This window comes from Pseudoxanthomonas sp., from assembly GCF_035999195.1.
Classification (GTDB): Bacteria; Pseudomonadota; Gammaproteobacteria; order Xanthomonadales; family Xanthomonadaceae; genus Pseudoxanthomonas_A.
Genome location: NZ_DASYGY010000009.1, coordinates 531097 through 555180, shown reverse-complemented (window position 1 = coordinate 555180; position 24084 = coordinate 531097). Strand labels below are relative to the sequence as shown.

Below are 24084 nucleotides of genomic sequence, written 5' to 3'. Positions count from 1 at the left end.
CTGCGAACGTCGTGTTCGTGCATCGCGTTCGCGAGGATCACCATCCTCTTTGGTAAACGCATGCAGCAACGCGCGTCATGACGCGTTGTCATCATCAATCTGAAGCGGCTCGTCACGTCCATGAATGCATGCGGTTGTGGGTTGATGTAGTCGCGTCGTAGCATCGGGCAACGCCGGTCGGGAGGGATTCTGGATGCGTAGTTCGATGATGGTGGTGTTGCTGGGTCTGGTGGCATGCACCGGCGCCGGCGACGGGCAGGTGGGGAGCGACGCGGCACCCGCGGCACCCGTGGCGGACGCAGTCGCCGCCGTATCCGACGCCGTACCTGAAGCGCCGCAAGCGCGCAGTCCATTTGCCGGACAATGGGAGGCGTGCGAAGGCACGACCTCGCCGGATGAATGCAGCCGCTACGTGCTGCTGCAACAGGGCGACCGCATCTGCGGTGCCTGGTCCTACTTCGCCACGGGAGACGCGTACACCGGCAGGGTCATCGCACGCGCGACATCGTCCACCGAGGCACGACGCACGCATATCTGCGGTCGTCCCGGTTCCGAGACCGATACCGAATGCGAAGATGGCTGGCAAACCATCGACAAGCCGTTGCGGATCTGCGATGGCAAGCTCGGCGATCTGGCGCGCGCCGACGGCAGCTGCTTCGCCGACTACCAGGCCGTGCCGTTGGCCAACGAAGTACGCGACGCCTTGCAGGCAGAGCCCTGGGTACAGGAATGCCTGGCGCGCGACCCTGACGTGGCACCCAAAGGAGCGGGATCATGACCAATCCGAATCCCCTGACCGACAACGAGCTGCAGGCCGCGGCGTACTTCGCCGTCGGCGTCACCTCGGAAGGCAGCATCGCGGGCCGTGACGTCGCCTACCGCCTGAGCTTCGCCGGCAACGTCGGCGCCGGCGGACGCATGGAGCCGGTGGCCAACAGCGGGTACTCGTTCGGCACCCTGCAGATCGACCTGGGACAGCATCCCGAGGTGGCGCGCGACCTGCTGGACAGCTACCAGACCTGGGCGCGCACCCAGCCCGATCGCGCCACGCTGGAGCTGGGACAGAACGCATACGATGCCACGCTGCAGTCGCTGCAGCGCACCGGGCGCGAGATGCGCGCGGACAATGCCGTCGACATCGATCGCTCGCGCATCAACCGCTTCCTCGCCTCAGATGCCGGACGCACCTTTGTGCACGGTCTCGACACCGAGCACGTCAATGGCGTCACCGCGACGGACGAGGTGGTGGGCAATCGCGATTCCGCCTTGGAGCGTCTGCAGCGCACGGCGTTGTACCGCAACAGCAGCGGCGATGATCAGGCCGAACTGGCCGGCATGATGATGAAGCTGCAGAACCAGGCGGGCCGCAACCGTTGGCCGGGGCTGTTGGACCAGGTGGAAGCGGGCACGCTGACCTCGCCGGACGAGGTCAAGACCGCCATCGACGGCTTCCTGCCGAACCAGCGCAACGGCAATCCCGACTATCTGCAGAGTGGCGCGGACAACACCTTGCGCGGCATCGAGGTGCTGAACGCCTTGCGCGGTGCCGATCCGGACAGCCCGTTGTCGACTGCGTGGCGCAACGTGGTGGCCGATCCGCTGATCGGGCCGGTCGCCGCGCACCAGCCCAACGCGGAGAATCCGAATCTCGGTCACGAGTACGACACCGTGCGCTCGCTGTTCCTCACGCCGGAAGGCTCGCGCCGCATGATCGAGGCGCTCGACCGCGGCGGCTCGCTGGCCGAAGGCAATCCGCGACCGAATGCGCAAGGGCGCCGCGAAGCGGGCTTCTACGTGTCGGGCGACGATTTCGTGCACTGGAACCGGAACGGCGAGGGCCAGGCCTATATCGGCTGGCAATGGCGCAGCATCGATCCCGACGACGTAACGCGCACTCGCAACACCGACGGCACGACCACGCTGACGATCGACGAGAACGGGCGACAGGAGACCCTGTTGCGCGTGGATCCCAAGACGCCCGACCTGCGCGCCGATGCGGGCGCGATCGAGCGGAACCTGCTGCCCGACCGCGAGCGCAGCGACGTCGCCCGCGCCGACACGTCCACGTTCGAGAGTCCCTACCTCAACCGCATGCTGGCGGCGGTCGCCGCAGGCGACGAGGCAACGGCCGATCGCGTCATGCGCGAGTACGCGCAGTCGGCGGAAGCGTCCGCGTTCCGGGAGCGGGCAGAACCGCAGACCGTGCGCCAACCCGTCGCCGAAGAGCGCGACGTGCAGGCGTCGCCGCTACGCCAGGTGTAGGCGTTCGCGCCCTGGCGGGCGTGAGCCCGCCAGGTGCTGCCTGCATCGCGTTTCGTGGGGCGGGCCAAGGCCCGCCGTCCTGAGGCACGGGTGTCCGGTGTCGCCTCATCGTCCGGTCGGAAGACGGTAGGCCTTGGCCCGCCCTACGGGCAGCGCGCGTCACGTGCGCGGACGGCACAGCGCCCCTCATCCGCCTTCGGCACCGTCTCCCCGTGGTGCACGGGAGACGGGAACGGTGGTGCCGCGGTGCCTTCGCCCCGCGTGCGGGGAGAAGGGGCCCGGCGAGCCTGCCCCGTGCTCGATACAGGAGCGGATGAGGGGCGGGTGCGATGCCGCATCGCGCGTGGGGTAACCGTCGGGCGCGGGCGTGACCTGTCGCCCGCATACGATGCGTTGGCAAGGGGACACGCGCCCCTGCGCGCCACCGTACGGAGTTCCCCATGCGTGCCATCGCGTCGCTCATCCTGTGCCTGTTCGCCATCGCGCCCGCCCATGCCGGCTGGAAAGCCGCCAATCCCGCCGTCGAGGAGGCGGCCCGGCAGCCGCGGATCGCCGCGGTGCTGGACGCTGCCATGCGCATGGACCGCGCCATCCTGTCGCATGACGTCCAGGGCTTCGCCGACACGTTCACCGACGACGCGGTGGTCAACAATCCGTTCAACCGCATCGCGCGGAAGCAGGATGCGGTGACCAACTTCACCACCGGCCTGATCGACTACACCACGCTGGAGCGCGTGATCGAATACGCCGCCACCCGCGGCGCGCACGACGTGGTGCTGATGGGCGAGGAACACCTCACGCCGGTCGGCAAGGCCAAGTTCGCCGGCAAGCAGGTCAAGCGCCGCACCACCGAGATCTGGACCGACGAAAGCGGCGAATGGAAGCTGGCGCTGCGGCAGGCGACGATCTATTCGGCGGAGTAGGGCGCGGTTCTTGGTGGTTGCGCCTGGCGCGACGTGTCGCGCGCGCTGCCGGAGCGCGCCGCCCATCCGGCTTCAGCGGCGTCTTCCCGTTGCGCGGGGCGAAGGGAGAGGCAGGGGCGCCGGCTGTTTCCTTCTCGCCGCCCTGCGGGGAGAAAGTGGCCGGGGGGCGGATGAGGGGTCTGCGTGACAACAGGCAGTGACGTACCGCTGGGGTCGCGTCACCGCACCGCGATGTCGCGATCGCTCTCGCGCAACTCCGCCAGCAAGGCGCGCGGCGTGCGGCCGGCGATGGCGTGGAAGTCGGCGATCAGGTGGGCCTGGTCGTAGTAGCCGGTATCGGCGGCGATGGCGGACCAGTTGGCGTCGTCATGCGACTGCGCGGCGTGCACAGCGGACGCGAAGCGCTTCAGGCGGGTATACGTCTTCGGGCTGAGGCCGAGTGCGTCATGCAGCACGCGCCGCAGCTGGCGTTCGCTGACGCCCAACGCGCGCCCGACCTGGCCGACGCTGTCGACCTGCAGTCTTTCCAGTGCCGCGTGCAGGAAGGCCGGAGGAACACCCACGGTGTTCTGCCGCGACGTACGGGCCGATACGGCGGCGTCCAGCAGCATGCCGGCGGAGCGGATATCGGCGGCGCCGATCAGGTGTTCGCGCAGTCGCTGCACGTGAGCAGCGCCCCACAACGTTTCCAGCGGCACCGGCGTGCCTTGCAGCTCCCTCGCGGAAACGCCGAGCGCCGCTTCGTACGTGCCAGGGCGCAGGCGCGCGATCACCGCACGCTGTCCGCCGCGTATGAACTTGCGATGGACCTGCCGTCGCGGACCCATCGCATGCACATCCACGCCGTCCGGCAAGGTCGGTCCGAACCTGACAACGAGCTGCGCCTCCACCTGCGGGATCGCCACGCGCTGCTGGTCGCGTGGATACTCGCTGACCGTCATCGCCACGAAGGGGCGCGGCGCGGCATCCCGTGCGATCACGGTGGAGCGGGTGGGGGCGACGGCAGGCATACGTCTATTGTCGTCGTCGCCTCCAGCGCGCCGCAACCCGCCGCCGATGGCCGATTTTTCCAATGCGTCGCAATCCTCGCCGATTATCGTCGCCGGCATGAATACGCACATACTGATGACCGGCGCGACCGGAAAAGTGGGAAGCAGGCTCGCGCGGCGGCTGGTGCAGCAGGGACACGCGGTGCGTGCCCTGGTGCGCGATGCCGCCCGTGCCACCGAACTGTCGGATCACGGCGTCACCCTGGTGACCGGCGACCTGATGCAACCGGCATCCCTGCCCGCGGCCGTGCGGGGCGTGGACGCCGTGGTGCATTGCGCGGCGTTCTTCCGTGGCGCGACACCGGAACAAGCGCATGCGGTGAACACCCTCGGCACACAGCATCTGGCCCAGGCCGCACGCGAGGCGGGGGTGGCGCGCTTCGTGTTCACCAGCACTGGACTGGTCTATGGACCGAACGGGGGTGCCCTGTCGCACGAAGACGATGCGTGCGCGCCGGTGGATGCCTATCCGCAGAGCAAGCTGGCGGCGGAGCGGATGCTGCTGGCGATCGAGGGCCTGGACGTGCGCGTCCTGCGCCTGCCGTTCGTCTACGGCGATGGCGACCCGCATATCCAGGACGTGGTGCCGTTCATGCGGACGTTCCCGCCGGCGCAGCGCATGTCGCTCGGCCACCACGCCGATGTGGCGCAGGCCGTGATCCGCCTGCTCGACAAGGCGTCGCCGGCGCATCGCGTCTACAACGTGGTGGACGACGAGGCGCCGGACCTGGCGACGCTGTTCGCTTCCGTTGGCCAATCTCCGCCCGATGGTTCGGACCCGGAACGCGCGAGGGCGTTCTCGGCGGTCATGGACGGACGACGGATCCGCGAGGATCTCGGTTTCCAGCCGATGTATCCGCGGTTGGCGGATGCGGTGAGAGCGGGCGAGGCGTAAGCCGCTCAGGTCGCTTCGGGTGGCGCTGCCGATGTCGTTGTGGTGTGCGATGGCGGGCCTTGGCCCGCCGTGTTGATCTCCGCGCACGCCCTCCGCCGGGACGATCAATCCTCGTCCTGCGCCTTCCGGCCCTGCTGGCGGATCAGCGCCAGTTCGCGCGCGTCGTTGATCGCATCGCGCACGCTGTCGAGGTCGACGCTGCGCGCGTCGGGGGTGAACTGGCCGGTGAGCGGCGTATCGGGCAGCAGCGTGCCGGCTTCGAACAAGACCCACATCTCCTCCCCGTACCAGGTGTCGAGCAGCTCCGGTGCCCAGCGGCCCAGCGTGGCGGTGAGGTTGTTGACGTCGCGCAGCAGCATGCTGCGCGCGGCGTTGTTGCCGGCGGCGCTGACCACCTGCGGGAAGTCGATCACCACCGGGCCATCGGGACCGACCAGCACGTTGTACGCCGACAGGTCGCCGTGGATCAGGCCGCAGCAGAGCATGCGCACGACCTGACGCACCAGCACGGCGTGGTACTCGCGTGCCTGCTCCGGCGTCAGTTCCACTTCGCCCAGGCGCGGTGCCGAAAAACCTTCGGCATCGGTGACCAGTTCCATCACCAGCACGCCGTGGAAGAAGCCGTACGGCTCGGGCACGCGCACGCCGGCCTCGCGCAGCTGGTACAGCGCGTCGACCTCGGCGTTCTTCCATTCGGCTTCCTGCTGCCGGCGGCCATAGCGGCTGCCGCTGGCGACCGCACGCGCCTCGCGGCTGCCGCGCGACTTGCGGCCTTCCTGGTACTGCGCGCGCTTCTGGAAGCTGCGCTGCGCCATGTCCTTGTAGACCTTGGCGCAGCGGACGTCGTCGCCGGACCGCACCACGTAGACGGCCGCTTCCTTGCCGCTCTTCAGCGGGCGCAGCACCTCGTCGATGATGCCTTCGTCGATCAGCGTGAGCAGGCTGGCGGGGGTCTTCACGGAATCCTTGTGGAAGCGGCGCAGGGTGAAACGCGCGATGGCCGCGCAGTGTGCCCGAACCGGGCGCGGCCTGCAGGGATCGGGATCGCGGAAGCGCGAGATGGGTGATCGAATCAGGGCCGTAGGGTGGGCCTTGGCCCACCACAGGCGATGTGTGATGGCGGGCCGAGGCCCGCCCTACGAAAGCGTCACGGCGTCGGCACGGCCAGCACGAGAATGGAGCGCCGTTCCACGTAGGGTGGGCCTTGGCCCACCGTCGTCCGCGGTGCGTGATGGCGGGCCGAGGCCCGCCCTACGAGGTGGTTGCGCGCCTCTTGCGACGAGATTCGGATCGGAGTTCTCCGACCCATGATCGCGGTGAGGGCGGACATCTGCTCCGGACTTGCTGCAGCACGCTGGCGACATGCCGAACTATTGCCGCATGCACGTGCCGGGTGGCACGTACTTCTTTACCGTGAACCTGCTCGAACGTCGCCGTCGGCTACTCGTGGAGCATATCGACCTGCTGCGCGAAGCGTTCCGGACGACACGGGCCACGCGGCCATTCCACCTCATCGCCATCTCGGTACTGCCCGACCATCTGCATTGCGTGTGGACGTTGCCGCATGGTGATGCCGACAACGCCAAACGGTGGGCGCAGATCAAGGGCGGCTTCAGTTCGCGATTGCGGAAGAGGGCGTGGGAGTCATCGCGGCGCATGGAGCGGCGCGAACGCGGCATCTGGCAACGTCGCTATTGGGAGCACCTGATCCGCGATGACGAGGACCTGCGCCGCCATGTGGACTACGTGCACATCAATCCGGTGAAGCATGGCCATGCGGTATGCGCGGCTGACTGGCCGCACTCGTCGTTCCGGCGCTGGGTGGCGAGGGGCGAGTATCCGGAAGACTGGGCGGCGGATGCACCGGCGATCACGGATGCGGGGGAGTGGTGAAACGCCGTTCGGGCGTGCGACGGCGGGCCAAGGCCCGCCCTACGAAGCGCTGCATGCAGCGGCACTGCTGCGCCGCGAGAGGACCAACGCTCCACGTAGGGTGGGCCTTGGCCCACCGCCCCGCGATGCGTGATGGCGGGTCGAGGCCCGCCCTACGAGGACTGGCCGCATTCGTCGTTCCGGCGCTGGGCGGTGAGGGGCGAATATCCGGGAGACTGGGAGGCGGATATACCGGCGATCACGGATGCGGGGGAGTAGTGAAGCGCCGTTCGGGCGTGCGACGGCGGCCCAAGGCCCGCCCTACGAAGCGCTGCATGCACCGGCACTGCTGCGCCGCGAGAGGACCAACGCTCCACGTAGGGTGGGCCTTGGCCCACCGCCCCGCGATGCGTGATGGCGGGCCGAGACCCGCCCTACGAGGGCTGGTCGTCGCGGATGCGCGTCACGCGCTGGCGGTAGGCGCGGACGTTGTCGCCGTCGATGCGGGTGCGCTGGGTGCCGGTGACGGTGTCGATCTTGCGGTCGTCGCCGGTCACCGGCTTGGCCTCGATCTCGGTCTCATGCTCGAAGGCATGCGACTTGTCGGTGTTGCGGTAGTACCGGTAGATGGCCCAGTACAGCGCCGCGGCGCCGGTGGGACCGAGGGCCAGCAGCCATAGACCGTTGTCGTCGCTCATGTCTCGTCGCTCATGATCCGGCCCAGATGATCCAGAGGGCGATGCCCTCCAGGAAGGTGCCCACGGTCAGCGCGGTGAGCAGCAGTTTCCACTGCTGCACGGGCACGCTGCCCATCGTCTCGCCGGTGCGGCCGTTGACCGCGATGTAGTGCAGCAGGCCGCCGTTCTTGCCGGGCTGGTGGTACGAGTACAGCCACACCGGCAGGTACATCGACACCCAGCGCGTGCCGTGCACGTCCAGGCGTTCCTGTTCCCAGCGCACGCCACGGTCGTAGCGGCGCACCGAGCCCTCCACCTGCGCGCGTGCGATGGACAGCAACTGGTCCTCCAGTCGCGGGCGCAACTGCTCGACGTCCGTATCGCGCTTCTCCGAGGTGAAGCCGGACAGGTAGGAGGCGTTCCACTTCACCGCGTTCTTGGTGTCGAACGGCAGGATGGTGTTGATGATGTTCTGCGTGTTGACCTTGGCGTCCAGGTTGCCGCGCTCGCGCGAGGACTCCAGCGGCAGGTCGTCGACGGTGAAGTCCACCGCGCGTTCCACCCGGTAGATGTCGGCGTCGTAGTAGGTCTTCTTGTTGTTGTCGGTGCCGCGGGTGTACTTGCGGGTCTGGATCTCGCCCTTGCCGACGACACTGGCGCTCGCATTGCCGTCGACGATCATGTACGGCAGGTACACGCCCACCACGTTTTCCGGCGAGAACTCGTCCTTGAACGCCTTCAGCGCGAACAGCCTGCGCTTGTCGACGAACTGGCGGATGCGTGCGACCGCATCTTCCTTCCTGATGCGGAACGGCAGCACGGCGTCGGGCACGGCGCCGTTGGGGATCTGCTCGTTGACGCCGAACACGTGGCGGCACCAGTGGCAGCGCGCCGTCATGGCGCTCTGCGTGTTCACCGTGACCTCGGCGCCGCAGCCGGTGCACTTGAAGGTCATCAGCACCGCGGCGTCGGCCTGGATGTCGCGCGCGCCGGAGGCGATGACGGTGCCGCGCAGGTCGGCGATGCCTTCGCCGAAACCGAACGCTTCCTCGACGCGCTCGCCGACCCATTCGTTGCGGCAGTACAGGCAGACCAGCACGTCGCTGCCCGGCTTGTGGCGGATGTCGGTGGCGCCGCACTTCGGACAGCGGTTCGCGCCGTCCTTCAGTTCGGCCGATGCCGTGTCGATGGCGACCGGATCGGGCGCCTCGATTTCCTCGCGGATGGCGTCGGGCAGGGTGGCGGGGTCGACCGGGAAGGTCCCGGGCAACGGTGGCACCTCCTGCGGCGAGCCGGGGCCCAGCGCAGGAGGTACCGGCGGCAATGGCGGTGGCGCCGGACGGTGCGGGGTGGACATGCGGGCGTCCGCTTACAGGCCCAGGGCCTTCGCCTTCAGCGCGTCGTAGTCGGACTGCGTGATCAGGCCGAGGTCGAGCATTTCCTTGGCCTTCTTCAGCTTGGCCACCGGATCCTCGGCGGCCGGTGCGGCGGGCGCGACCGGTTGCTGCATGTTGGCGACGCCCATCATGCCGGTGGCCATGCCCACGCCCATCAGGCCGGCCGCGCCGCCGGTCTCGCCGGCGGACTGGATGCCCTGGGCGACGCTGGCCTGCAGGTTGGAATTGCCGCGCGCGCCGGACAGCGCGTCGGCGCGCTGCACGGTCTTCAGCAGCTCACGCGTGTTGGCGTCGTACTCGATGGAGACGATGGCGGTCTTGACGATGGCCAGGCCACGGTCCGAACTCCACCGGTAACCCTGTTCCACCGCCGCCGACAGGCTCTGCGCGAAGCCCAGCGAATCCTGCTGCAGCCTGGCGATGCGGTTGCCCTTGGACGGATCGTTCGTATACAGGCTGAAGGCCGGCGCCAGCGAGCCGACCACCTCGTTGAACAGCTGGGTGGCGGCGGCGTTGTCCAGGTCGGTGAAGTCGAACACCTTGCCCGGCTGCAGGTAGCTGGCCGGCACGAAGTTCTTCACGAACAGGATGGGGTCCACGATCTTCAGCGTGTACGAGCCGCGCGTGACCGCGCCGACCTGGGTGTTGAGGAAGCCGTCGTCCCAGTAGATCTCGGACTGCGTGCCGAAGCGGTTGTCCGGCAGTTCCTTCAGCGAGACGAAGAACGCCGCCTGCTGCGAGCCCGGCTGGCCGCCGAACTTGAAGCGCTCCCAGCTCTGGGTGATGAAGGTGGAGACGATGCCGTCGCCGGCGAAGATGGACTTGGAGTTGAGGTCGTCCGAGCGCCACTCGTAGCCGCCCGGCTCGGCGACGAACGCGGTGATCGCGCCATCCTGCATCAGCAGCAGCCCGTAGCCTTCGGGCACGACGATCTTCGAGCCGTTGGTGATGATGTTGGTCGAGCCGCTGGTGTTGGACCCGCGCCCGGCATTGGTGCCCTGCGGGACCGCCGCGAACAGCGCCGCCGTGGACGGCAGGCCCTGCGGCACCGTGTAGAAGTCCTTCCACTGGTCGCCCAGCACGCCGCCGACCGCACCCACCACCGCCTGCACAAGACCCATGAGATCGCTCCGTGATTCGGGGCGGGTAGGGGCACCCGCCGAGTGTGACCGAGTATACAGAGCGATACGAGGGCTTCATGGCGCAGAGGTCATGCCCTCGGCCTGCCGAAGGTCATCCACGTACGCTGCCCGGCGCTGTCCCGTGAAACGCGCGTCAACGCCGCCGGAAGGGGCGCTGGCGATACTGGGTCGATGGATGCCTATGTGCTCGCGCTGACGCTGATCGGACTGGCCCTGCTGGGGGCGGCCTGGATGCCGCACCTGCTGGCGAGGCATCCGTTGACGCTGCCGATCATCTACGTGCTGGTGGGCGCCGGACTGTACGCGCTGCCGTTGCCGTTGCCGCCCGCCGATCCGATGCGCTTCCCGGGGGTGGCCGAGCGCCTGACCGAACTGGCCGTGCTGGTGGCGCTGACCGGCGTGGGGCTGCGCATCGACACCCGCTTCGGCTGGCGTGCGTGGGCGGTGACCTGGCGTCTGCTCGGCATCACCATGCCGCTGACCATCCTGGCCGGCCTCTGGCTGGGCCAGGCCTGGCTGGGCTACGGCGTGGCCGCCGCCGTGCTGTTGGGCGCGGTGCTGGCGCCCACCGATCCGGTGCTGGCGTCGGACGTGCAGGTGCATCCGCCCGGCGAGGGCGGCGAGGACCCGGTGCGCTTCGCGCTGACCTCCGAAGCCGGACTCAACGACGGCCTGGCGTTTCCTTTCGTATGGCTGGCCGTGGCATTGGCGCTGGAGGCCGCCGGCGAACCGATGGCGTGGAGCCGCTGGCTGCTGCTGGACGTGGGCTGGCGCGTGCTTGGGGGTGTCGCGATCGGTGCCGTGCTCGGCTACGGACTGATGCACCTGATCTTCCGCAGCGAGCGCGAGCCGACGCTGTCCGGCAGCGAGGATGGCCTGGCGGCGCTGGCGATCACGCTGCTGGTCTATGGTGCGGCCGAACTGTGCCACGCCTATGGGTTCCTCGCGGTCTTCGTGGCGGCGCTGGTGATGCGCCAGTCCGAGCGCGACCATGCCTACCATGCCACCCTCGACCGCTTCGCCCACCAGTGCGAGAACCTGCTGATGGCGCTGCTGTTGCTGCTGCTGGGCGGCGCGCTGGCCAGCGGCATCCTGCGGGCACTGGGCTGGCGGGAGGTGGTGTTCGCCCTGGCGTTCGTGCTGCTGGTGCGGCCATTGGCCGGCTGGCTCGGTCTGTGGGGCCTGCGCCTGCCGGCACGCGACCGCTGGACGATCGCCGTGTTCGGTGTACGCGGCATCGGGTCGTTCTACTACCTGGCGTTCGCGACGCATCAGGCCGACTTCGAAGAGGCGCCGGCATTGTGGGCGGTGGTGTGCCTGGTGGTGGTGCTGTCGATCCTGATGCATGGCCTGAGCGCGCAGCGAGTGCTGGGGTGGCTCGATCGCCGCCGGCGCGGGCGGCGCTAGTTCCGGTTCGGGCATCCGCACCGCGTTGGCCGGTTGATCGGGATCAATGCGCGTGCCGCCCGCCCGCGCGACGCTGGGGCCCCTTGAGCGGAGGTGGTGCCATGAACGCGAACGTGGGCGGTTTCGACAAGTGGGCGCGCGTGGTGGTCGGCGCGCTGTTGATCGCGTGGGCGCTGATCGGCGGTCCCGTGTGGGCCTGGCTCGGCGTGGTGCCGCTGGCGACCGGCCTGTTCAGTTTCTGCCCGCTTTACCGGCTGCTGGGCGTCAACACCTGCCGGCGCTGACGCCCGGGCGCGCCGCGCTCAGCCGCGTACTGCGGCTTCGATGGTGGCCACATCGATCTTCTGCATGGTCATCATCGCCTCGAACGCGCGCCTGGCGACCGCGCGGTCCGGGTGGGCCATGGCGTCGGTCAGCACGCGCGGGGTGATCTGCCAGTTCAGGCCCCACTTGTCCTTGCACCAGCCGCAGGCGCTTTCGCGGCCGCCGTTGCCGACGATGGCGTTCCACAGACGGTCGGTCTCGGCCTGGTCGTCGGTGGCGATCTGGAACGAGAAGGCCTCGCTGTGGGTGAAGGCATCGCCGCCGTTCAGGCCGATGCAGGGAATGCCGCAGACGGTGAACTCCACCGTCAGCACATCGCCTTCCTTGCCGGACGGATAGTCGGCGGGTGCGCGGTGCACGGCCTTGACCGCGCTGTCGGGAAAGGTCTTCGCGTAGAAGTGGGCGGCTTCTTCGGCGTCGTGGTCGTACCAGAGGCAGATCGTGTTCTTCGGGGTCATGGTGGTCTCCAGGGGCGGGGTGGGACAGGGCGGGGCGGTCATCGCGCCCCGAGGCGGGTCTGCAGTGAAACGGTCAGTCGTTCGCGAACGATCCGGTGCGCACCTCGCCGTCGCGCAGGTAGCGGCTGACGACCACGCCGGCGGCCGTGCGGCGGGTGGAAGCCAGGCGCAACGCGGTCGGTCGTGTGGTGTCGTCGAACCAGCGCTTGCCGCGGCCGAGCAGCACCGGATAGGTAAGCAGGCGCAGTTCGTCGACCACGTCGCCGGCCAGCAGCTGATGGACGAGCACGCTGCTGCCCTGGGTGACCAGATCGGGGCCTTCGGTCTGCTTGAGCGCACGCACGTCCGCCACGGCGTCGGCGCCGAGCACATGACTGTGCTGCCACGCCAGCGTCTCGGGACGGTGGGTGGCCACGTGCTTGGCGGCGCCGTTGAAAGCGTCGGCGATGCCGCCATGCGGCGCATCGCGGGGCACCTGCGGCCAGTAACCGGCGAAGATGTCGTAGGTGCGCCGCCCCAGCAGCAGCGCGAACGGCCGCGAGAACAGGCCGTCCATCACCTCGCCGTCGCCCGCGTACGGCCACACCCAGCCGCCGTGCGCGAAGCCGCCGCTGGTGTCTTCACCGGGGCCTCCCGGCGCCTGGATGACGCCGTCGAGGCTGGTCATGACGGCCACGATGAGTCGGCGCATGGCGTGCTTCCGGCGGATCGGAACGTCCGCCTTCCTGCCCGCGACGAACGGGCGCGGCGCGGATCGACATTGGACCGCCACGCGACGATCCGGGTCAGGCCCAGGGCGCCAGCGCGATGCTCAGTTCGGCCTGGAAGCCCTTGCTGGAGGCCACCGGCACGGCGAACAGCATGGGCGTGGCCTGCTTCGCGCCGACCGCCCTGCGCCCGACGCGCGCGACCTCGGCGGCGTTCTTCGGCCCGTTCGCCCAGTGCTCGTCGGCCCACACGTAGCGCAGCGCCCAGGTGCCGTCGTCGTTGCGCCTGGCGAACAGCACCAGGGTGTCGCGGAACAGGTATTCGCCGGGGATGTGCTGCTTGAGGAACAGCGCGCCGTCGACTTCGTAGCCGGCGGTGGAGACCGCCAGGTCGATGGAGAACGAGACCTCGCTGCCGGCGGTGATCTTCGAGCTGTCCAGGTAGACCGAGAACAGCACCGGCGAGCGCGCATTGCGGATCAGGTGGCCATCGGCGCCGAACAGTTCGGCGTATTCGCGCCGTACCGCGCTCTCGTGTGCCTTGGTGCGCGAGGTCAGGTCGTAGGTGTAGGCGCCGCGGGGCGCCACCGTCGCTTCGATGTAGTAGGACGAGGCGATCTTCCTGCCGCGCTTGCGCGCCTGTTCGATCTCCGGCGGGAACGGCAGGGCGGTGATGTCCAGGCGGGCGGTGGCGCTGAGGTCGCCGAACAGGAAGCGCGACAGGTTCTGGTAGCCCTCTTCGGAGTTGACGATGCCGAAGAAGCCGCTGTGGCTGCGGTTGACGAAGGCGCGCGGGCTGCCGGCGACGTAGGCGTTCTCGATGCGCACCAGACCGTCGCTCATCTGACCCGCGGCCATCGCCGACAGCCCGTGCGCGACCGCGTAGTCGCGGCTGTTGGTGCCGACCAGGCTGAAGAAGCGCTCCGGCGGGAAGCCGGAATCGCCCAGCGTGTTGACCTGGTCCTTCGGCACCTTGAGGTACTTGGCCATCACCCCGCGGTTGAAGTTGTCCATGTCGTTGATCGACAGCAGGCTGGGCACGTTGATGCCGCCGATCTCGATGCCGTTGTGCGGCGTGGCGTAGGTGAACACCTTGTCCACCAGCCCGCGTACCTCGGCCGTGGCGATGTCCGGGTTCTGCAGCAGGCAGCGGCAGATCAGCCCGCCCATCGAATGCGCCACCAAGTAGACGCGGAAGGCCTTGCGTTCGGCCTCGTTGTTGCCGCAGATGCGCTCGCGCAGGTCGACGATGCGCGCGGCCAGGGCCTTCGCCGCATCGGGGATCGACAGTGCCTTGCCGTCGCCGAAGGCGGGGTCGGCCGCGTCGTAGTAGCGGTGGATCACGATGCTGCGCGGCGACAGCCTGCCGGTGTTCTCCGCGCCGGCGGCGTAGGTGTCGCGGTAGTCGTAGTCCTTCATCAGCCGCACCAGCGGCGACTCGAACACGAACTTGACGATGCGCCCGTCCTGCGCCTGGCGGATCTTGGTCGAGCCGGCCTCGAAGCCCATGTAGGGCGTGGACGTGGTCTGCAGCACCTCGTCGCGCGTCATCGCGTAGCCGCGCACGTAGATGATCGGATAGAACGGCCGCTGGATCCTTGCCATGGGCTTGCCTCCCTGTCGCGTGTCCGGATGACAACGGCGAAGCGGTGCGCCGGGGGACAGCCGCCGCGCATGCGCCCGTCGCGCCGCAGCGGTTAGGATGAAGCCCCGATCCATGCGATGTCCAATCGAGGTGGCATGAACAGGCGACATTTCCTTGGCAGCGCGGCGCTGATGGCCGCTGCATCCACCGTGCCGTTCGCGGTCGGTTCCACCGCTTCGGCGGCGCCCCTGCGCAAGCGGCTGCTGCCGCCGCCGTTGAATCCGGGCGACACCGTGGCGCTGGTCAGTCCGTCGGGCGCCACCGACGAGCCGTTCGACCTGCAGCTGGCGCAGGAGGCGATGGAAGCGCTGGGCCTCAAGGTCAAGGTGGCGCCGCATCTGGCGTCCCGCTACGGGCACCTGGCCGGCCAGGATGCCGAGCGGGCCGGCGATCTGAACGCGATGTTCGCCGACCGCGAGGTCAAGGCCATCGTCTGCGCGCGCGGCGGCTCCGGTGCGGCGCGACTGCTACCGCTGCTCGACTACGGCATGATCCGCCGCAATCCGAAGATCCTGCTCGGCTACTCCGACATCACCGCGCTGCACAACGCCCTGCTGGCGCAGGCGGGGCTGGTGAGCTTCCACGGCCCGATCGGGATCGGCACCTGGAACGCGTTCAATGCCGACCAGTTCCGCCGCGTGTTCTTCCAGCGCGAGCAGATGCACTACGCCAACAGCAACGACAAGGGCGACGAGCTGGTGCAGCGCAGGAACCGCACCGTCACCATCACGGGCGGCAAGGCGCAGGGTGACCTGGTGGGCGGCAACCTGACCGTGCTGACTGCGCTCGCCGGCTCGCCCTACCTGCCGGATTTCGACGGCAAGATCCTGTTCCTGGAGGACGTGTCCGAGGCGCCGTACCGCATCGACCGCATGCTCAGCACGCTGCGGCTGATGGGCGCGCTGGACAGTGTGAAGGGCATCATCTTCGGCGAATGCACCGAATGCGATCCCGGCGGCGGATACGGATCATTGACACTGCCGCAGATCTTCGACGACTACTTCAGGCCGCTGAAGATTCCGGTGTACCGCGGCGCGATGATCGGACACATCCGCCAGCAGTTCATCGTGCCGGTGGGCGGCAGGGTGGAGATGGATGCGGATGCCGGGACCTTCCGGATGCTGGAGCCGGTGTTCGCGGGCTGATGCGGCATGTCCCTGCGTGCGCCCGACGCGGGCGGATGAGGCCTCCGGCATTCCGCAAGGAACGCCTCTTCTCCAGGTCCGTCGCGCCGGGTATGCCGGTCAGCGCCGTGCCTTGGCCGGGCGCTTGTCGGTGTTCGCTGGCGAAGACGTCGCGGCGCTCACCTGTCCGATCTTCAGCAGGGTGTTGGTTGTTCCCATGATCTCGATGGCGCCGCCGGCGCGACGGAACGCTTCGATGTCGGCGGCGATGGTGTCGCTGGTCAATGCGCCACGCTCGCCGGAGGAGCGACGGGCGAACACGCGGCTCGCGCCCTGGGCGCGGTCGGCAGGGGCATCCGTCGAGACGTTCTTGCGGGGTCGGGCCATGGGGATTTCCTTCAGTACAGGGTGAGGGGGATGCCGCGCGAGGTGCGGTCGAGGTAGTCGTCGCGCACGTCGCGGCAGTAGGGGCCGGCCATGACGAAGCGGCGGCAGATGTCGGGGCGGGTGTCATAGATCGAACAGCACATGCGCGCGGCGTCGATCGCCACGCACCAGCCTTCCTCATCGCGCGCCATCACGTGCAGGCCGGCGTCGGTACGGGAGGTCAGGTGCGCGGGCACCCGGTCTTCCGGCTGCAGCACCACGGTCAACCGGCAGCACACGGCATCGCAGCGCTCGCACAGGGGGACGGCAACGGCATTCACGGCCGCGATGCCGGACGCAGCCCGTCGCCGCGCAGCGCTACGCCGGGTCGGCACGGGACAGGCACGGGAATACGAGGCATGGAGCGCTCCCGGTGAGGCGTCCACCCGGTGGGTCGGGACGCGTGGAGGAAAGCGCAGCGGGCGACGTTGTCGGCGGTCGGACGGGACGCAGGAGAAGGCAGCGGTGCCATGGTACGCCCCCCGCCCGATTCACGCCCGCAGAAGACCGCTGGACCTGAACGTGCGGGTCAGATTGGGCGGTCGGCGCTACATCAGCAGGCAGTCGATCCCGTCCAGCACGATGTGGATCAGCAGGCCGATCCCGAACCAGCGGGTTTTCCGGGGCACGGTCAGGCCGGCGTAGACGGCGATAGCGGGCCAGGTGTGCAGGGGGTGGAAGCCGATGCTGCAGCGGCCGGGGGCATAGATCGGGTCGGCGAGCAGATGGTCCAGGTCGATCACCCACGCCGCCAGCATCCACAGCGCGGCGCGCTTCCAGTCCTTCGGCCAGGCCAGGCGTGCGACCGCCAGCGGCACCAGCACGTGCAGCAGCAGGTGGAGCGGGGCGCGGAGTTCGATCTCGGCCACGTGCGCTCAGCGGCGGGCGGCCAGCCAGCGGTCGAGCTGGTTGGCGAAGGCCTGGCGGTCGCGGGCGTTGAAGGCGGCGGGGCCGCCGGTCTGGACGCCGGCGCCGCGTAGTTCGTCCATGAAATTCCGCATGGACAGGCGTTCGGCGATGGTGTCGGCGGTGAAGCGTTCGCCGCGCGGGTCGACCGCATCGGCGCCGTTGGCCAGTACGCGCGCCGCCAGCGGGATGTCCTGGGTGACCACCAGGTCGCCGGTCGTGGCGCGTTCGGCGATGGCATCGTCCGCGGCGTCGTAACCGCCCTGCACCTGCATCGCGCGGATGAAACGCGAGGGTGGGGTGCGCAACCACTGGTTGGCCACCAGCGTCACCTGCACGCGCGCGCGCTCGGCGGCACGGAAGACGATCTCCTTCACCGGGCCGGGACAGGCGTCGGCATCGACCCAGACCTGGGCTGCGCGGGCGGCGCCGTCACTCATTCGGGAGCGGCGTCGGATCCGGTCGCGTCGGCATCGGTATCGGCATCGGGACGGGCGGCGTCGCGTTCGGCGCGCTTCCTGGCGTCCTTCTCGTCTTTCTTCTTTTTCTTGGCCAGCTCGCGCTGGCGCTTCTCGAAGGAATAGTTGGGCTTCGGCATGGGGAGGCGGGTATCCGGGGGAAAGGGGAGGAGCGGGCGTGGCCGCAGGCGCACACGATAGCCCGCCTTGGCCCCGGGCGGGCGAAACCGCGTGACGGGCGCCTGTTTTCAAGGGCTTTGCGGGGACGCCGTGGCCAGCACCATCCTGCGATTGCGCGGCCAAACCGCCCGCGTACCGCGCCCGGAGCACGGCTCGCCCCGCCCGGGCGGGCTGCTATACCATCGCGGCGTGGGCCGTTTCCGGGGATGGCACGGCCCGTCGGTCTTTCCATGGGGTGACGAATGCGGCGACTGCTCTGCCTGATGCTGGCGGCCCTGGTGTTGGCCGGCTGTGCGAAACGCGTGATCCAGCCGTTGCCTCCGCCGCCGGACGAGACGCCGGCTTCGCCTCCGCCGCCTCCGCCTCCGCCGCCACCGCCACCGCCACCGCCACCGCCACCGCCCGTGAGCGCCGCGGAGGAAGCCGCGCGCGCGGAAGCGCAGCGCCGTGCCGCCGCCGAGGCCGCCGCCGAAGCGCGTGCCCGTCAGCAGCGCGGCGAGTCGGCCCGTGAGGCGGCCGAGCGGGAGGCGCGGGCGCGCGCCGCGCGTGAGGACTTCGTCAACGTGGAGGTTTTCTACGCCACCAACCGCATGCCGGCCGGCTCGTTCGCGACCCTGCCGCCGGGCGACCGGTTCACGGCCGGCATCGCCCGCGGACTGACGTACGGCACCGCGCGCGTCAGCATTCCCAAGGCGCACGTGCCGGGCGAACTGGAGTCACCGCGCTGGTACCTGCTCGAATTCAAGGAAGACCCCAGGCAGCACGTCGTGCTGCAGGACGTCTCGCGGCTGGAGCGGTCGCCGTTCTTCGCCCGCCTGTACGGCCGGGTGGGGGAATCGCGTGGACGCAACGCCTTCGTGTTCGTGCACGGCTACAACGTGGGGTTCCGCGATGCGGCGCGACGCACCGCGCAGCTGGCCTACGACCTGCGTTTCGACGGCGCGCCGGTGTTCTACAGCTGGCCCTCGCAGGCGGCGCTGGCCGGCTACTTCACCGACGAGCAGAGCATCGCGCGCTCGGTGCCGCTGATGGAGGGCTTCCTGGCCGACATGGCCGACCGCTCGGGCGCGCAGAACCTCTACGTGATCGGCCACAGCATGGGCACGCGCGGCGTCACCCAGGCCATCCGCAATCTCGTGGCCAAGCGGCCGGACCTGCGCGGCCGCTTCCGCGGCATCATCCTGGCGGCGCCGGACATCGACGCCAGGGTGTTCCGCACCGAACTGGCGCCGGCGCTGCGCCAGGCCAGCGGCCGGGTGACGTTGTACGCCTCGTCCGAGGACATGGCGCTGAAAGCGTCGAAGCAGGTCAATCGCGGTCCGCGCGCCGGCGATACCAGCGAAGGCGTGGTGCTGGTCAGCGGCGTGGACACCATCGACGTGTCCGGCGTGGACCAGAGCATGCTGGCGCATTCCTACTTCATGGAATCGGACAAGGTGATGGGCGACATCCGCGAGATGTTCCGCGCCAACCAGCCGGCCGCCCAACGCAAGCCGCTGCAGTCGGTGAAGCTGGGAACGGGCATGTTCTGGAAGATCCTGCCGCCGCCGTGACGGGCGGCCGTCGATGCCGGGCGACGGATCCCGCCCTGCGCCGACGAACGGTGCTGTCCGATGTCGTCGTATCCGCGCGTTCCACCTGAGTGCAGGCCACCGCATGCCGCGGTGGCGCATCCAGGGAGAATGGAACATGCTCAACCGCAGGATGTTGTCGGCACTGCTCGTCCTCGGCAGCGCACCGGTGCTCGCGGCACCGCCCTCCGACGAGGTGCTCCGCAAGGCCGCGCCCGTCGTCGACGTGGTGTCCGTGCTGTGCGTCCAGCAGCCCGTCCGCTGCCCGCGTTTCACCCGCAACGTCACCGTGCCCGCGCACGCACTGTCGCGATCGACGTTCGGGACCTTCGATGTGCATACCCGCGGCCTGAACTGGACCGGCGGTACCGGTGCGCTGTCCTTCACACTGAAGCGTCCGGCGGACTTCACGGGCACGCGTATCCGCCTGCGCTTCCTCTACGAGATCACCGACGATGCCGGCGGCGACCTGCAGTTCGTGGTCACGCCGGTGACGCTCAAGCACGGCAGTGGCTTCGAGACGTACGCCAGCTACGGGACGCCGCTGGTGGCCGTGCCGGAGTCGCCGACGATCATGCAGGACGCCGGGCTGGTCCTGACCAAGAACGGCATCTCCACGCCCGCCGAGCAGTGGTGGTACTTCGAGATCAACCGCCAAGGCACCTACGAGGGACGCCTTCGCCTGTATGCGGTGGTGATGGAGTATTGAAGGCGCTCAGCGGCGCAGGCCGGTCACGCCATCCAGTGCCCGCTGCGCCCTGAATCCGGCCTTCTCCAGCCGTCTGGCTACTTCGCCGGGCACGTCGCGGCCGCTGGTCAGCTTGTTGGGGCTGCCGGTGTAGTGGAACAGGCTGCCACCGCGGCGCAGCACGCGGGCGAGCTGGTCGTAGAACGCCTGCGAATACAGCTCGCCGGCGATGCCGAAGCGCGGCGGATCGTGCAGGACGGCATCCATGGAGGCATCGGGCAGCTGCGCGATGGCCTGCGACACGTCGGCATGGGTGAGTTGCAGGCGGCCGCCGGCGTTGGCGCTCTCCGGATCAGGCGACCACGGGTTCAGCGTGCGCAGCCACAGCACGTCCGCGTTCTTCTCGAACGAGACGATGCGCACCGCGCCGGCGTCGAGGCAGCAGGCGGCGAAGTAACCCAGCCCGCCGCAGGTATCCAGCACGGTCCTGCCGCGCGGTTCGACCAGCGCGACCTTGCGGCGGGCATCGTCGAGCGGCGATTCCTTCGAGGTGGGCAGCATCTTGATGCCGTCGATCTCGAACGTGGGCACGCCCCATCCGGTCGGCACCAGCTTGATCAGCGAGCCGGCGTAGCGCGAGACGGGCTCGAAGTCCTCGCCGTCCCACCAGTACAGCGTGCGGTTCTTGAGCGTGCCCGGATACGGATAGGCGAAGCCCTGCCAGTGCCAGGCATCGGCCTGCAGCATCGCCTCACCGCGCGAACGGCCGAGATCGAGCGAACCCGTCCAGTGCGGGTCGCCGCGGTCGCGGGCAGCGAGCAGGGCAGCGGCGGTGTCGCGGGTGAGCAGGGGGCCGGTGTAACGGGGCATCGGGCGTTCGTGCGTGGGATGTCCCGGCATTCTCGCCGCGTCGGCGTGCGGAGGACAGTGCATCGGGCGCTGCGGACCCCGCTGGTATAGTGCGGGCCCTCGATCCCCAGACCGTCCTTGCCATGCATACGCCAGAACGCTTCCATCCCATCGGTACGCCCGGCCAGCCCTGGGACGCGGCGGAAAAGGCGCAGTGGCGTGCGCAGCAGCGGGTGCAGCGCCGCTACGTGGACGATGTGCAGGCCCCGGTCGACGCCTTGCGCGAACGCTTCGACGTGCAGCAGTACGGCACGCTCGACTACGGCCCCGGCGAAACCTATCCGCTGTTCGCCGTGCGCAGCCGCGACTGGAACGACGCGTTGCCGACGATGCTGGTGACCGGCGGCGTGCATGGCTACGAGACCAGCGGCGTGCACGGCGCCCTGCAGTTCCTCGAGCAGCGTGCCGGCGACTACGCAGGGAAGGCCAACCTGCTGGTGGTGCCGTGCGTCAGCCCGTGGGGCTACGAGCGCATCCACCGCTGGAATGCCGATGCGCTGGATCCGAACCGTTCCTTCCGTGCGGACAGCCCCGCGCAGGAATCGGCGGCGCTGATCGCCCTGGTCGCGCCGTTGAAGGATCGCGTGCTGATGCACATCGACCTGCACGAGACCACCGACAGCGACGAGAGCGAGTTCCGCCCCGCGCTGGCCGCGCGCGACGGCAAGCCGTACGAGCCCGGCGAGATCCCGGACGGGTTCTACCTGGTGGACGACAGCGAGCGCCGGCAGCCCGACTTCCAGCGTGCGGTGATCGCGGCCGTCGCCGCCGTCACGCATATCGCGCCGGCCGATGCGAACGGCGAGATCATCGGGTCGCCGGTGGTCGCCGAGGGCGTGATCGAATACCCGGTGAGGTCGCTGGGCCTGTGCACCGGTATCACCGGGGCGCGCTACACCACCATTACCGAGGTGTATCCGGACAGCCCCAAGGCCACGCCGCAGCAGTGCAACGATGCGCAGGTGGCGGCCGTGGTGGCGGCGATCGACTACGCGCTGGCGAACGGTTGAAGCCGCGCGCGTCCGGCCCCATTTCCGTTCGTGAAATCGCGTTGCGCCCGGCGGCGTAAGCTGATCCGGGCAACGCGATCCCGCGAGAGGAGACGACCATGGCAACCGGATGGGCCGGCGATGGTGCCGTGCAGGACCAGATCGATGCGACCGTCAAGGACGGCATCGAGCGCGCACGCCGCGCCCTGCCCAAGGGTCCCAGCCTGACGCGGTGCGAGGAGTGCGACAGGCCGATTCCGGTGGCGCGGCAGCAGGCCGTGCCCGGCGTGCGCCTGTGCGTCGCCTGCCAGGAAGCCGCCGACCAGGAAGAACAGGGCGGGGGGCTGTACAACCGCCGCGGCAGCAAGGACAGCCAGCTGCGCTGATCCGCCGTGCGGCGCGGGGTCTTCACGCCCGTTTCCGGCACGGCTGGACACGATGGGCGCCCCTCCGTTCCCCGCAGGCACGCCATGGCTCGCCCCATCTGGACCGGCACGCTCTCGTTCGGCCTCCTCAACATCCCGGTCTCGCTGATGTCCGGCGAACGCAAGGTGGACCTCAGCTTCCGCATGCTGGATTCGCGCGACCGCAAGCCGATCCGCTTCGAGCGCGTCAATGCCGACACCGGCGAGGAAGTGCCGTGGAAGGACATCGTCAAGGCGTTCGAGTACGACAAGGGCAGCTACGTGGTGGTGGAGAAGGAGGACATCGCGTCCGCCGCGCCGGAAACGCATGAGTCGGTGGACGTGGAAGCGTTCGTCGACCGCGACGAGATCGGCCTGCGCTTCTTCGAGAAGCCCTACATCCTGGTCCCCGGCAAGAAGGCCGAGAAGGGCTATGTGCTGCTGCGCGAGACGCTCGCGAGCACCGGCAAGGTGGGCGTGGCGCGGGTGGTGATCCGCACGCGCGAATACCTGTGCGCGGTGCTGCCCGAGGGCGATGCGCTGGTGCTGATGATGCTGCGCTATCCGCAGGAACTCGTGGACCCGGAGGACTACAAGCTGCCGGGCGGCAAGGCCGCCGATTACCGCATCACCGCCAGGGAGCGCGAGATGGCCGAGACGTTGATCGCCTCGATGTCGGCGCCGTGGACGCCGGACGACTACCGGGACGAGTTCCGTACCCGCCTGGAAGCGATCATCAAGAAGCGGATCAAGGCGCGCGGCGCGACCACGAAGATCGTCGACGAGGACGTGCCCGAACGCGAGGATGCCGCGACCAACGTGGTCGACTTCATGTCGCTGTTGCAGAAGAGCCTGGACAGCAAGAAGCGCACGCCGGCCAAGAAGGCGGCGGCGAAGAAGGCGCCCGCCAGGAAGGCAGCGAAGAAGGCCGCCAAGGCCACGAAGAAGTCGCCGGCCAGGCGCGCACGCAAGGCGGCCTCGCGCTGACCCATGGCGGGAGGGCGGCGCATCGTGCCGGTGGACGGCGTCGGCACCGGCGCCAGTGGGCGGGCTTATCTTTACGTGCTGCCGTGCGCCTACGAGGACCACGCCAAGCTCGGCATCGCGAGCGATCCGCTGGCGCGCATGCAGGCGTTCTCGCCACGCTGGTACGAGTTCTTCGACCTGGAGCGCGGCTGGCTGGCCGAGGCCGACAGCGTGCGCGAAGCGCGCGGTTGGGAAACGCGCTGGAAGCGCGCCCTGCGCGACCATGCTGCGCCACCGCCGCTGCAGGTCCCCGCACGGGCGGCAGGGCATACGGAATGGTTCCGCGGTGCCGGAGCGCGGCTGGCGGACGCGCGTGAGATGCTGATGACGCAGGGATTCGTCGTGCATGCGCCACTGCGCACGTGGCTGCTCGAGCGGCTGCGGGAGCGGTGCGAGCGGCTGCAAGGCGGGGAACAGGCGGCCATCGCGCACTACGGCGCGCCCGACGCGTGGCCGGCAGCGAGTGCATGGCCTCCGCTGGCGGCGTTGCGCGATGCGCTGGATGCCTATGCGGTACTGGGCGTGACGCTGGATGACGTCATCTCGCCGGCGTTGCAGGCGTGGCAGCGGCGCAACTCGCTCGCGCCGCGCTGACGCCGGCCACGGGACCCTTCCACGTTCCGTTGACGGCGTGCGCGGCATAAC

At 69.2% G+C, this 24084-nt stretch carries 28 protein-coding genes; 14 read left to right on the top strand and 14 right to left on the bottom strand.

Annotated elements, in window-relative coordinates:
- Window positions 1-205: 205 nt before the first annotated feature.
- The 3 genes from VGN58_RS09745 (at window position 206) to VGN58_RS09735 (ending at window position 3185) form a co-directional block, all read left to right on the top strand.
- Window positions 206-778 carry a hypothetical protein gene (locus VGN58_RS09745; RefSeq protein WP_327483049.1) on the top strand — a complete coding sequence of 191 codons (573 nt, stop codon included), beginning with the start codon at window positions 206-208 and terminating at the stop codon, window positions 776-778.
- Complete coding sequence (locus tag VGN58_RS09740) at window positions 775-2262, top strand: hypothetical protein (protein WP_327483048.1); 1488 nt, start codon at window positions 775-777, stop codon at window positions 2260-2262. The genes VGN58_RS09745 and VGN58_RS09740 overlap by 4 nt, the downstream gene beginning before the upstream one ends.
- A 440-nt stretch (window positions 2263-2702) precedes the next feature.
- Window positions 2703-3185: a nuclear transport factor 2 family protein gene (locus VGN58_RS09735; RefSeq protein ID WP_327483047.1), complete on the top strand. Its 483-nt coding sequence runs from the start codon at window positions 2703-2705 to the stop codon at window positions 3183-3185.
- Window positions 3186-3403: 218 nt separating this feature from the next.
- Here VGN58_RS09735 and VGN58_RS09730 read toward each other — a convergent pair whose 3' ends face one another.
- Window positions 3404-4195 carry a helix-turn-helix domain-containing protein gene (locus VGN58_RS09730; protein ID WP_327483046.1) on the bottom strand — a complete coding sequence of 264 codons (792 nt, stop codon included), beginning with the start codon at window positions 4193-4195 and terminating at the stop codon, window positions 3404-3406.
- Window positions 4196-4292: 97 nt separating this feature from the next.
- On the opposite strand from VGN58_RS09730, the gene VGN58_RS09725 reads away from it, so the two are divergent.
- Entirely contained in the window at window positions 4293-5129 is an 837-nt protein-coding gene (locus VGN58_RS09725) for an NAD-dependent epimerase/dehydratase family protein (RefSeq protein WP_327483045.1), read from the top strand.
- Between the two features lie 104 nt (window positions 5130-5233).
- Here the strand turns inward: VGN58_RS09725 and VGN58_RS09720 are convergent, their stop codons facing one another.
- Window positions 5234-6088, bottom strand: coding sequence for a PA4780 family RIO1-like protein kinase (locus VGN58_RS09720; protein WP_327483044.1), 855 nt, complete (start codon window positions 6086-6088; stop codon window positions 5234-5236).
- A 403-nt stretch (window positions 6089-6491) separates the two neighbouring features.
- Here VGN58_RS09720 and VGN58_RS09715 point away from each other — a divergent pair, with 403 nt between their 5' ends.
- Complete coding sequence (locus VGN58_RS09715; protein WP_327483043.1) at window positions 6492-7022, top strand: REP-associated tyrosine transposase; 531 nt, start codon at window positions 6492-6494, stop codon at window positions 7020-7022.
- Window positions 7023-7435: 413 nt separating this feature from the next.
- On the opposite strand, the gene VGN58_RS09710 is transcribed toward VGN58_RS09715, so the two are convergent.
- From VGN58_RS09710 to VGN58_RS09700, 3 genes are read right to left on the bottom strand one after another with little or no spacing between them, the layout of a single operon-like run.
- The gene (locus VGN58_RS09710) at window positions 7436-7699 is read right to left on the bottom strand and encodes a hypothetical protein (protein ID WP_327483042.1); all 264 of its coding nucleotides are present in this window, start codon (window positions 7697-7699) and stop codon (window positions 7436-7438) included.
- A 10-nt stretch (window positions 7700-7709) separates the two neighbouring features.
- Complete coding sequence (locus tag VGN58_RS09705; RefSeq protein WP_327483041.1) at window positions 7710-9035, bottom strand: TFIIB-type zinc ribbon-containing protein; 1326 nt, start codon at window positions 9033-9035, stop codon at window positions 7710-7712.
- Between the two features lie 12 nt (window positions 9036-9047).
- On the bottom strand, window positions 9048-10196 hold the full coding sequence (locus VGN58_RS09700; RefSeq protein WP_327483040.1) for an SPFH domain-containing protein: 1149 nt from the start codon (window positions 10194-10196) through the stop codon (window positions 9048-9050).
- 192 nt (window positions 10197-10388) lie between these two features.
- On the opposite strand from VGN58_RS09700, the gene VGN58_RS09695 reads away from it, so the two are divergent.
- Together VGN58_RS09695 and VGN58_RS09690 are read left to right on the top strand one after the other, a co-directional pair.
- Window positions 10389-11624: a cation:proton antiporter gene (locus VGN58_RS09695; protein WP_327483039.1), complete on the top strand. Its 1236-nt coding sequence runs from the start codon at window positions 10389-10391 to the stop codon at window positions 11622-11624.
- Window positions 11625-11725: 101 nt separating this feature from the next.
- Window positions 11726-11908 (top strand): DUF2892 domain-containing protein, encoded by a 183-nt coding sequence (locus VGN58_RS09690; RefSeq protein WP_327483038.1) that lies wholly within the window; start codon window positions 11726-11728, stop codon window positions 11906-11908.
- 18 nt (window positions 11909-11926) lie between these two features.
- Here VGN58_RS09690 and VGN58_RS09685 read toward each other — a convergent pair whose 3' ends face one another.
- The 3 genes from VGN58_RS09685 to VGN58_RS09675 all read right to left on the bottom strand — a co-directional run bounded on the left by VGN58_RS09685 (window position 11927) and on the right by VGN58_RS09675 (window position 14718).
- Window positions 11927-12406, bottom strand: coding sequence for a VOC family protein (locus VGN58_RS09685; RefSeq protein ID WP_327483037.1), 480 nt, complete (start codon window positions 12404-12406; stop codon window positions 11927-11929).
- A gap of 73 nt (window positions 12407-12479) precedes the next feature.
- Window positions 12480-13097, bottom strand: coding sequence for a dihydrofolate reductase family protein (locus VGN58_RS09680; RefSeq protein ID WP_327483036.1), 618 nt, complete (start codon window positions 13095-13097; stop codon window positions 12480-12482).
- A 94-nt stretch (window positions 13098-13191) separates the two neighbouring features.
- Window positions 13192-14718, bottom strand: a complete 1527-nt coding sequence (locus VGN58_RS09675; RefSeq protein ID WP_327483035.1) for a hypothetical protein — start codon at window positions 14716-14718, stop codon at window positions 13192-13194.
- A gap of 135 nt (window positions 14719-14853) precedes the next feature.
- On the opposite strand from VGN58_RS09675, the gene VGN58_RS09670 reads away from it, so the two are divergent.
- Complete coding sequence (locus VGN58_RS09670) at window positions 14854-15903, top strand: LD-carboxypeptidase (RefSeq protein ID WP_327483034.1); 1050 nt, start codon at window positions 14854-14856, stop codon at window positions 15901-15903.
- A gap of 99 nt (window positions 15904-16002) precedes the next feature.
- Here VGN58_RS09670 and VGN58_RS09665 read toward each other — a convergent pair whose 3' ends face one another.
- The 5 genes from VGN58_RS09665 to VGN58_RS09645 form a co-directional block, all read right to left on the bottom strand.
- Entirely contained in the window at window positions 16003-16269 is a 267-nt protein-coding gene (locus VGN58_RS09665) for a hypothetical protein (protein ID WP_327483033.1), read from the bottom strand.
- 11 nt (window positions 16270-16280) lie between these two features.
- Entirely contained in the window at window positions 16281-16598 is a 318-nt protein-coding gene (locus VGN58_RS09660; protein WP_327484623.1) for a YkgJ family cysteine cluster protein, read from the bottom strand.
- 258 nt (window positions 16599-16856) lie between these two features.
- On the bottom strand, window positions 16857-17168 hold the full coding sequence (locus VGN58_RS09655; RefSeq protein WP_327484622.1) for a DUF6122 family protein: 312 nt from the start codon (window positions 17166-17168) through the stop codon (window positions 16857-16859).
- A gap of 15 nt (window positions 17169-17183) precedes the next feature.
- Window positions 17184-17654 carry a YaiI/YqxD family protein gene (locus VGN58_RS09650; RefSeq protein ID WP_327483032.1) on the bottom strand — a complete coding sequence of 157 codons (471 nt, stop codon included), beginning with the start codon at window positions 17652-17654 and terminating at the stop codon, window positions 17184-17186.
- Entirely contained in the window at window positions 17651-17812 is a 162-nt protein-coding gene (locus tag VGN58_RS09645) for a hypothetical protein (RefSeq protein WP_327483031.1), read from the bottom strand. The genes VGN58_RS09650 and VGN58_RS09645 overlap by 4 nt, the downstream gene beginning before the upstream one ends.
- Window positions 17813-18094: 282 nt before the next feature.
- Here VGN58_RS09645 and VGN58_RS09640 point away from each other — a divergent pair, with 282 nt between their 5' ends.
- Both VGN58_RS09640 and VGN58_RS09635 read left to right on the top strand, forming a co-directional pair.
- Window positions 18095-19405, top strand: coding sequence for an alpha/beta hydrolase (locus VGN58_RS09640; RefSeq protein WP_327483030.1), 1311 nt, complete (start codon window positions 18095-18097; stop codon window positions 19403-19405).
- A gap of 136 nt (window positions 19406-19541) precedes the next feature.
- Complete coding sequence (locus VGN58_RS09635; RefSeq protein WP_327483029.1) at window positions 19542-20132, top strand: hypothetical protein; 591 nt, start codon at window positions 19542-19544, stop codon at window positions 20130-20132.
- A gap of 6 nt (window positions 20133-20138) precedes the next feature.
- Here VGN58_RS09635 and VGN58_RS09630 read toward each other — a convergent pair whose 3' ends face one another.
- On the bottom strand, window positions 20139-20981 hold the full coding sequence (locus VGN58_RS09630) for an SAM-dependent methyltransferase (RefSeq protein ID WP_327483028.1): 843 nt from the start codon (window positions 20979-20981) through the stop codon (window positions 20139-20141).
- Window positions 20982-21103: 122 nt separating this feature from the next.
- Here VGN58_RS09630 and VGN58_RS09625 point away from each other — a divergent pair, with 122 nt between their 5' ends.
- From VGN58_RS09625 to VGN58_RS09610, 4 genes are all read left to right on the top strand, one after another.
- Window positions 21104-22030, top strand: a complete 927-nt coding sequence (locus VGN58_RS09625) for a M14 family metallocarboxypeptidase (protein ID WP_327483027.1) — start codon at window positions 21104-21106, stop codon at window positions 22028-22030.
- Between the two features lie 98 nt (window positions 22031-22128).
- On the top strand, window positions 22129-22395 hold the full coding sequence (locus VGN58_RS09620) for a DksA/TraR family C4-type zinc finger protein (RefSeq protein ID WP_327483026.1): 267 nt from the start codon (window positions 22129-22131) through the stop codon (window positions 22393-22395).
- A gap of 84 nt (window positions 22396-22479) precedes the next feature.
- Window positions 22480-23400 carry a Ku protein gene (locus tag VGN58_RS09615; protein WP_327483025.1) on the top strand — a complete coding sequence of 307 codons (921 nt, stop codon included), beginning with the start codon at window positions 22480-22482 and terminating at the stop codon, window positions 23398-23400.
- A gap of 3 nt (window positions 23401-23403) precedes the next feature.
- Window positions 23404-24033 carry a GIY-YIG nuclease family protein gene (locus VGN58_RS09610; RefSeq protein WP_327483024.1) on the top strand — a complete coding sequence of 210 codons (630 nt, stop codon included), beginning with the start codon at window positions 23404-23406 and terminating at the stop codon, window positions 24031-24033.
- The last annotated feature ends 51 nt before the right edge of the window (window positions 24034-24084 follow it).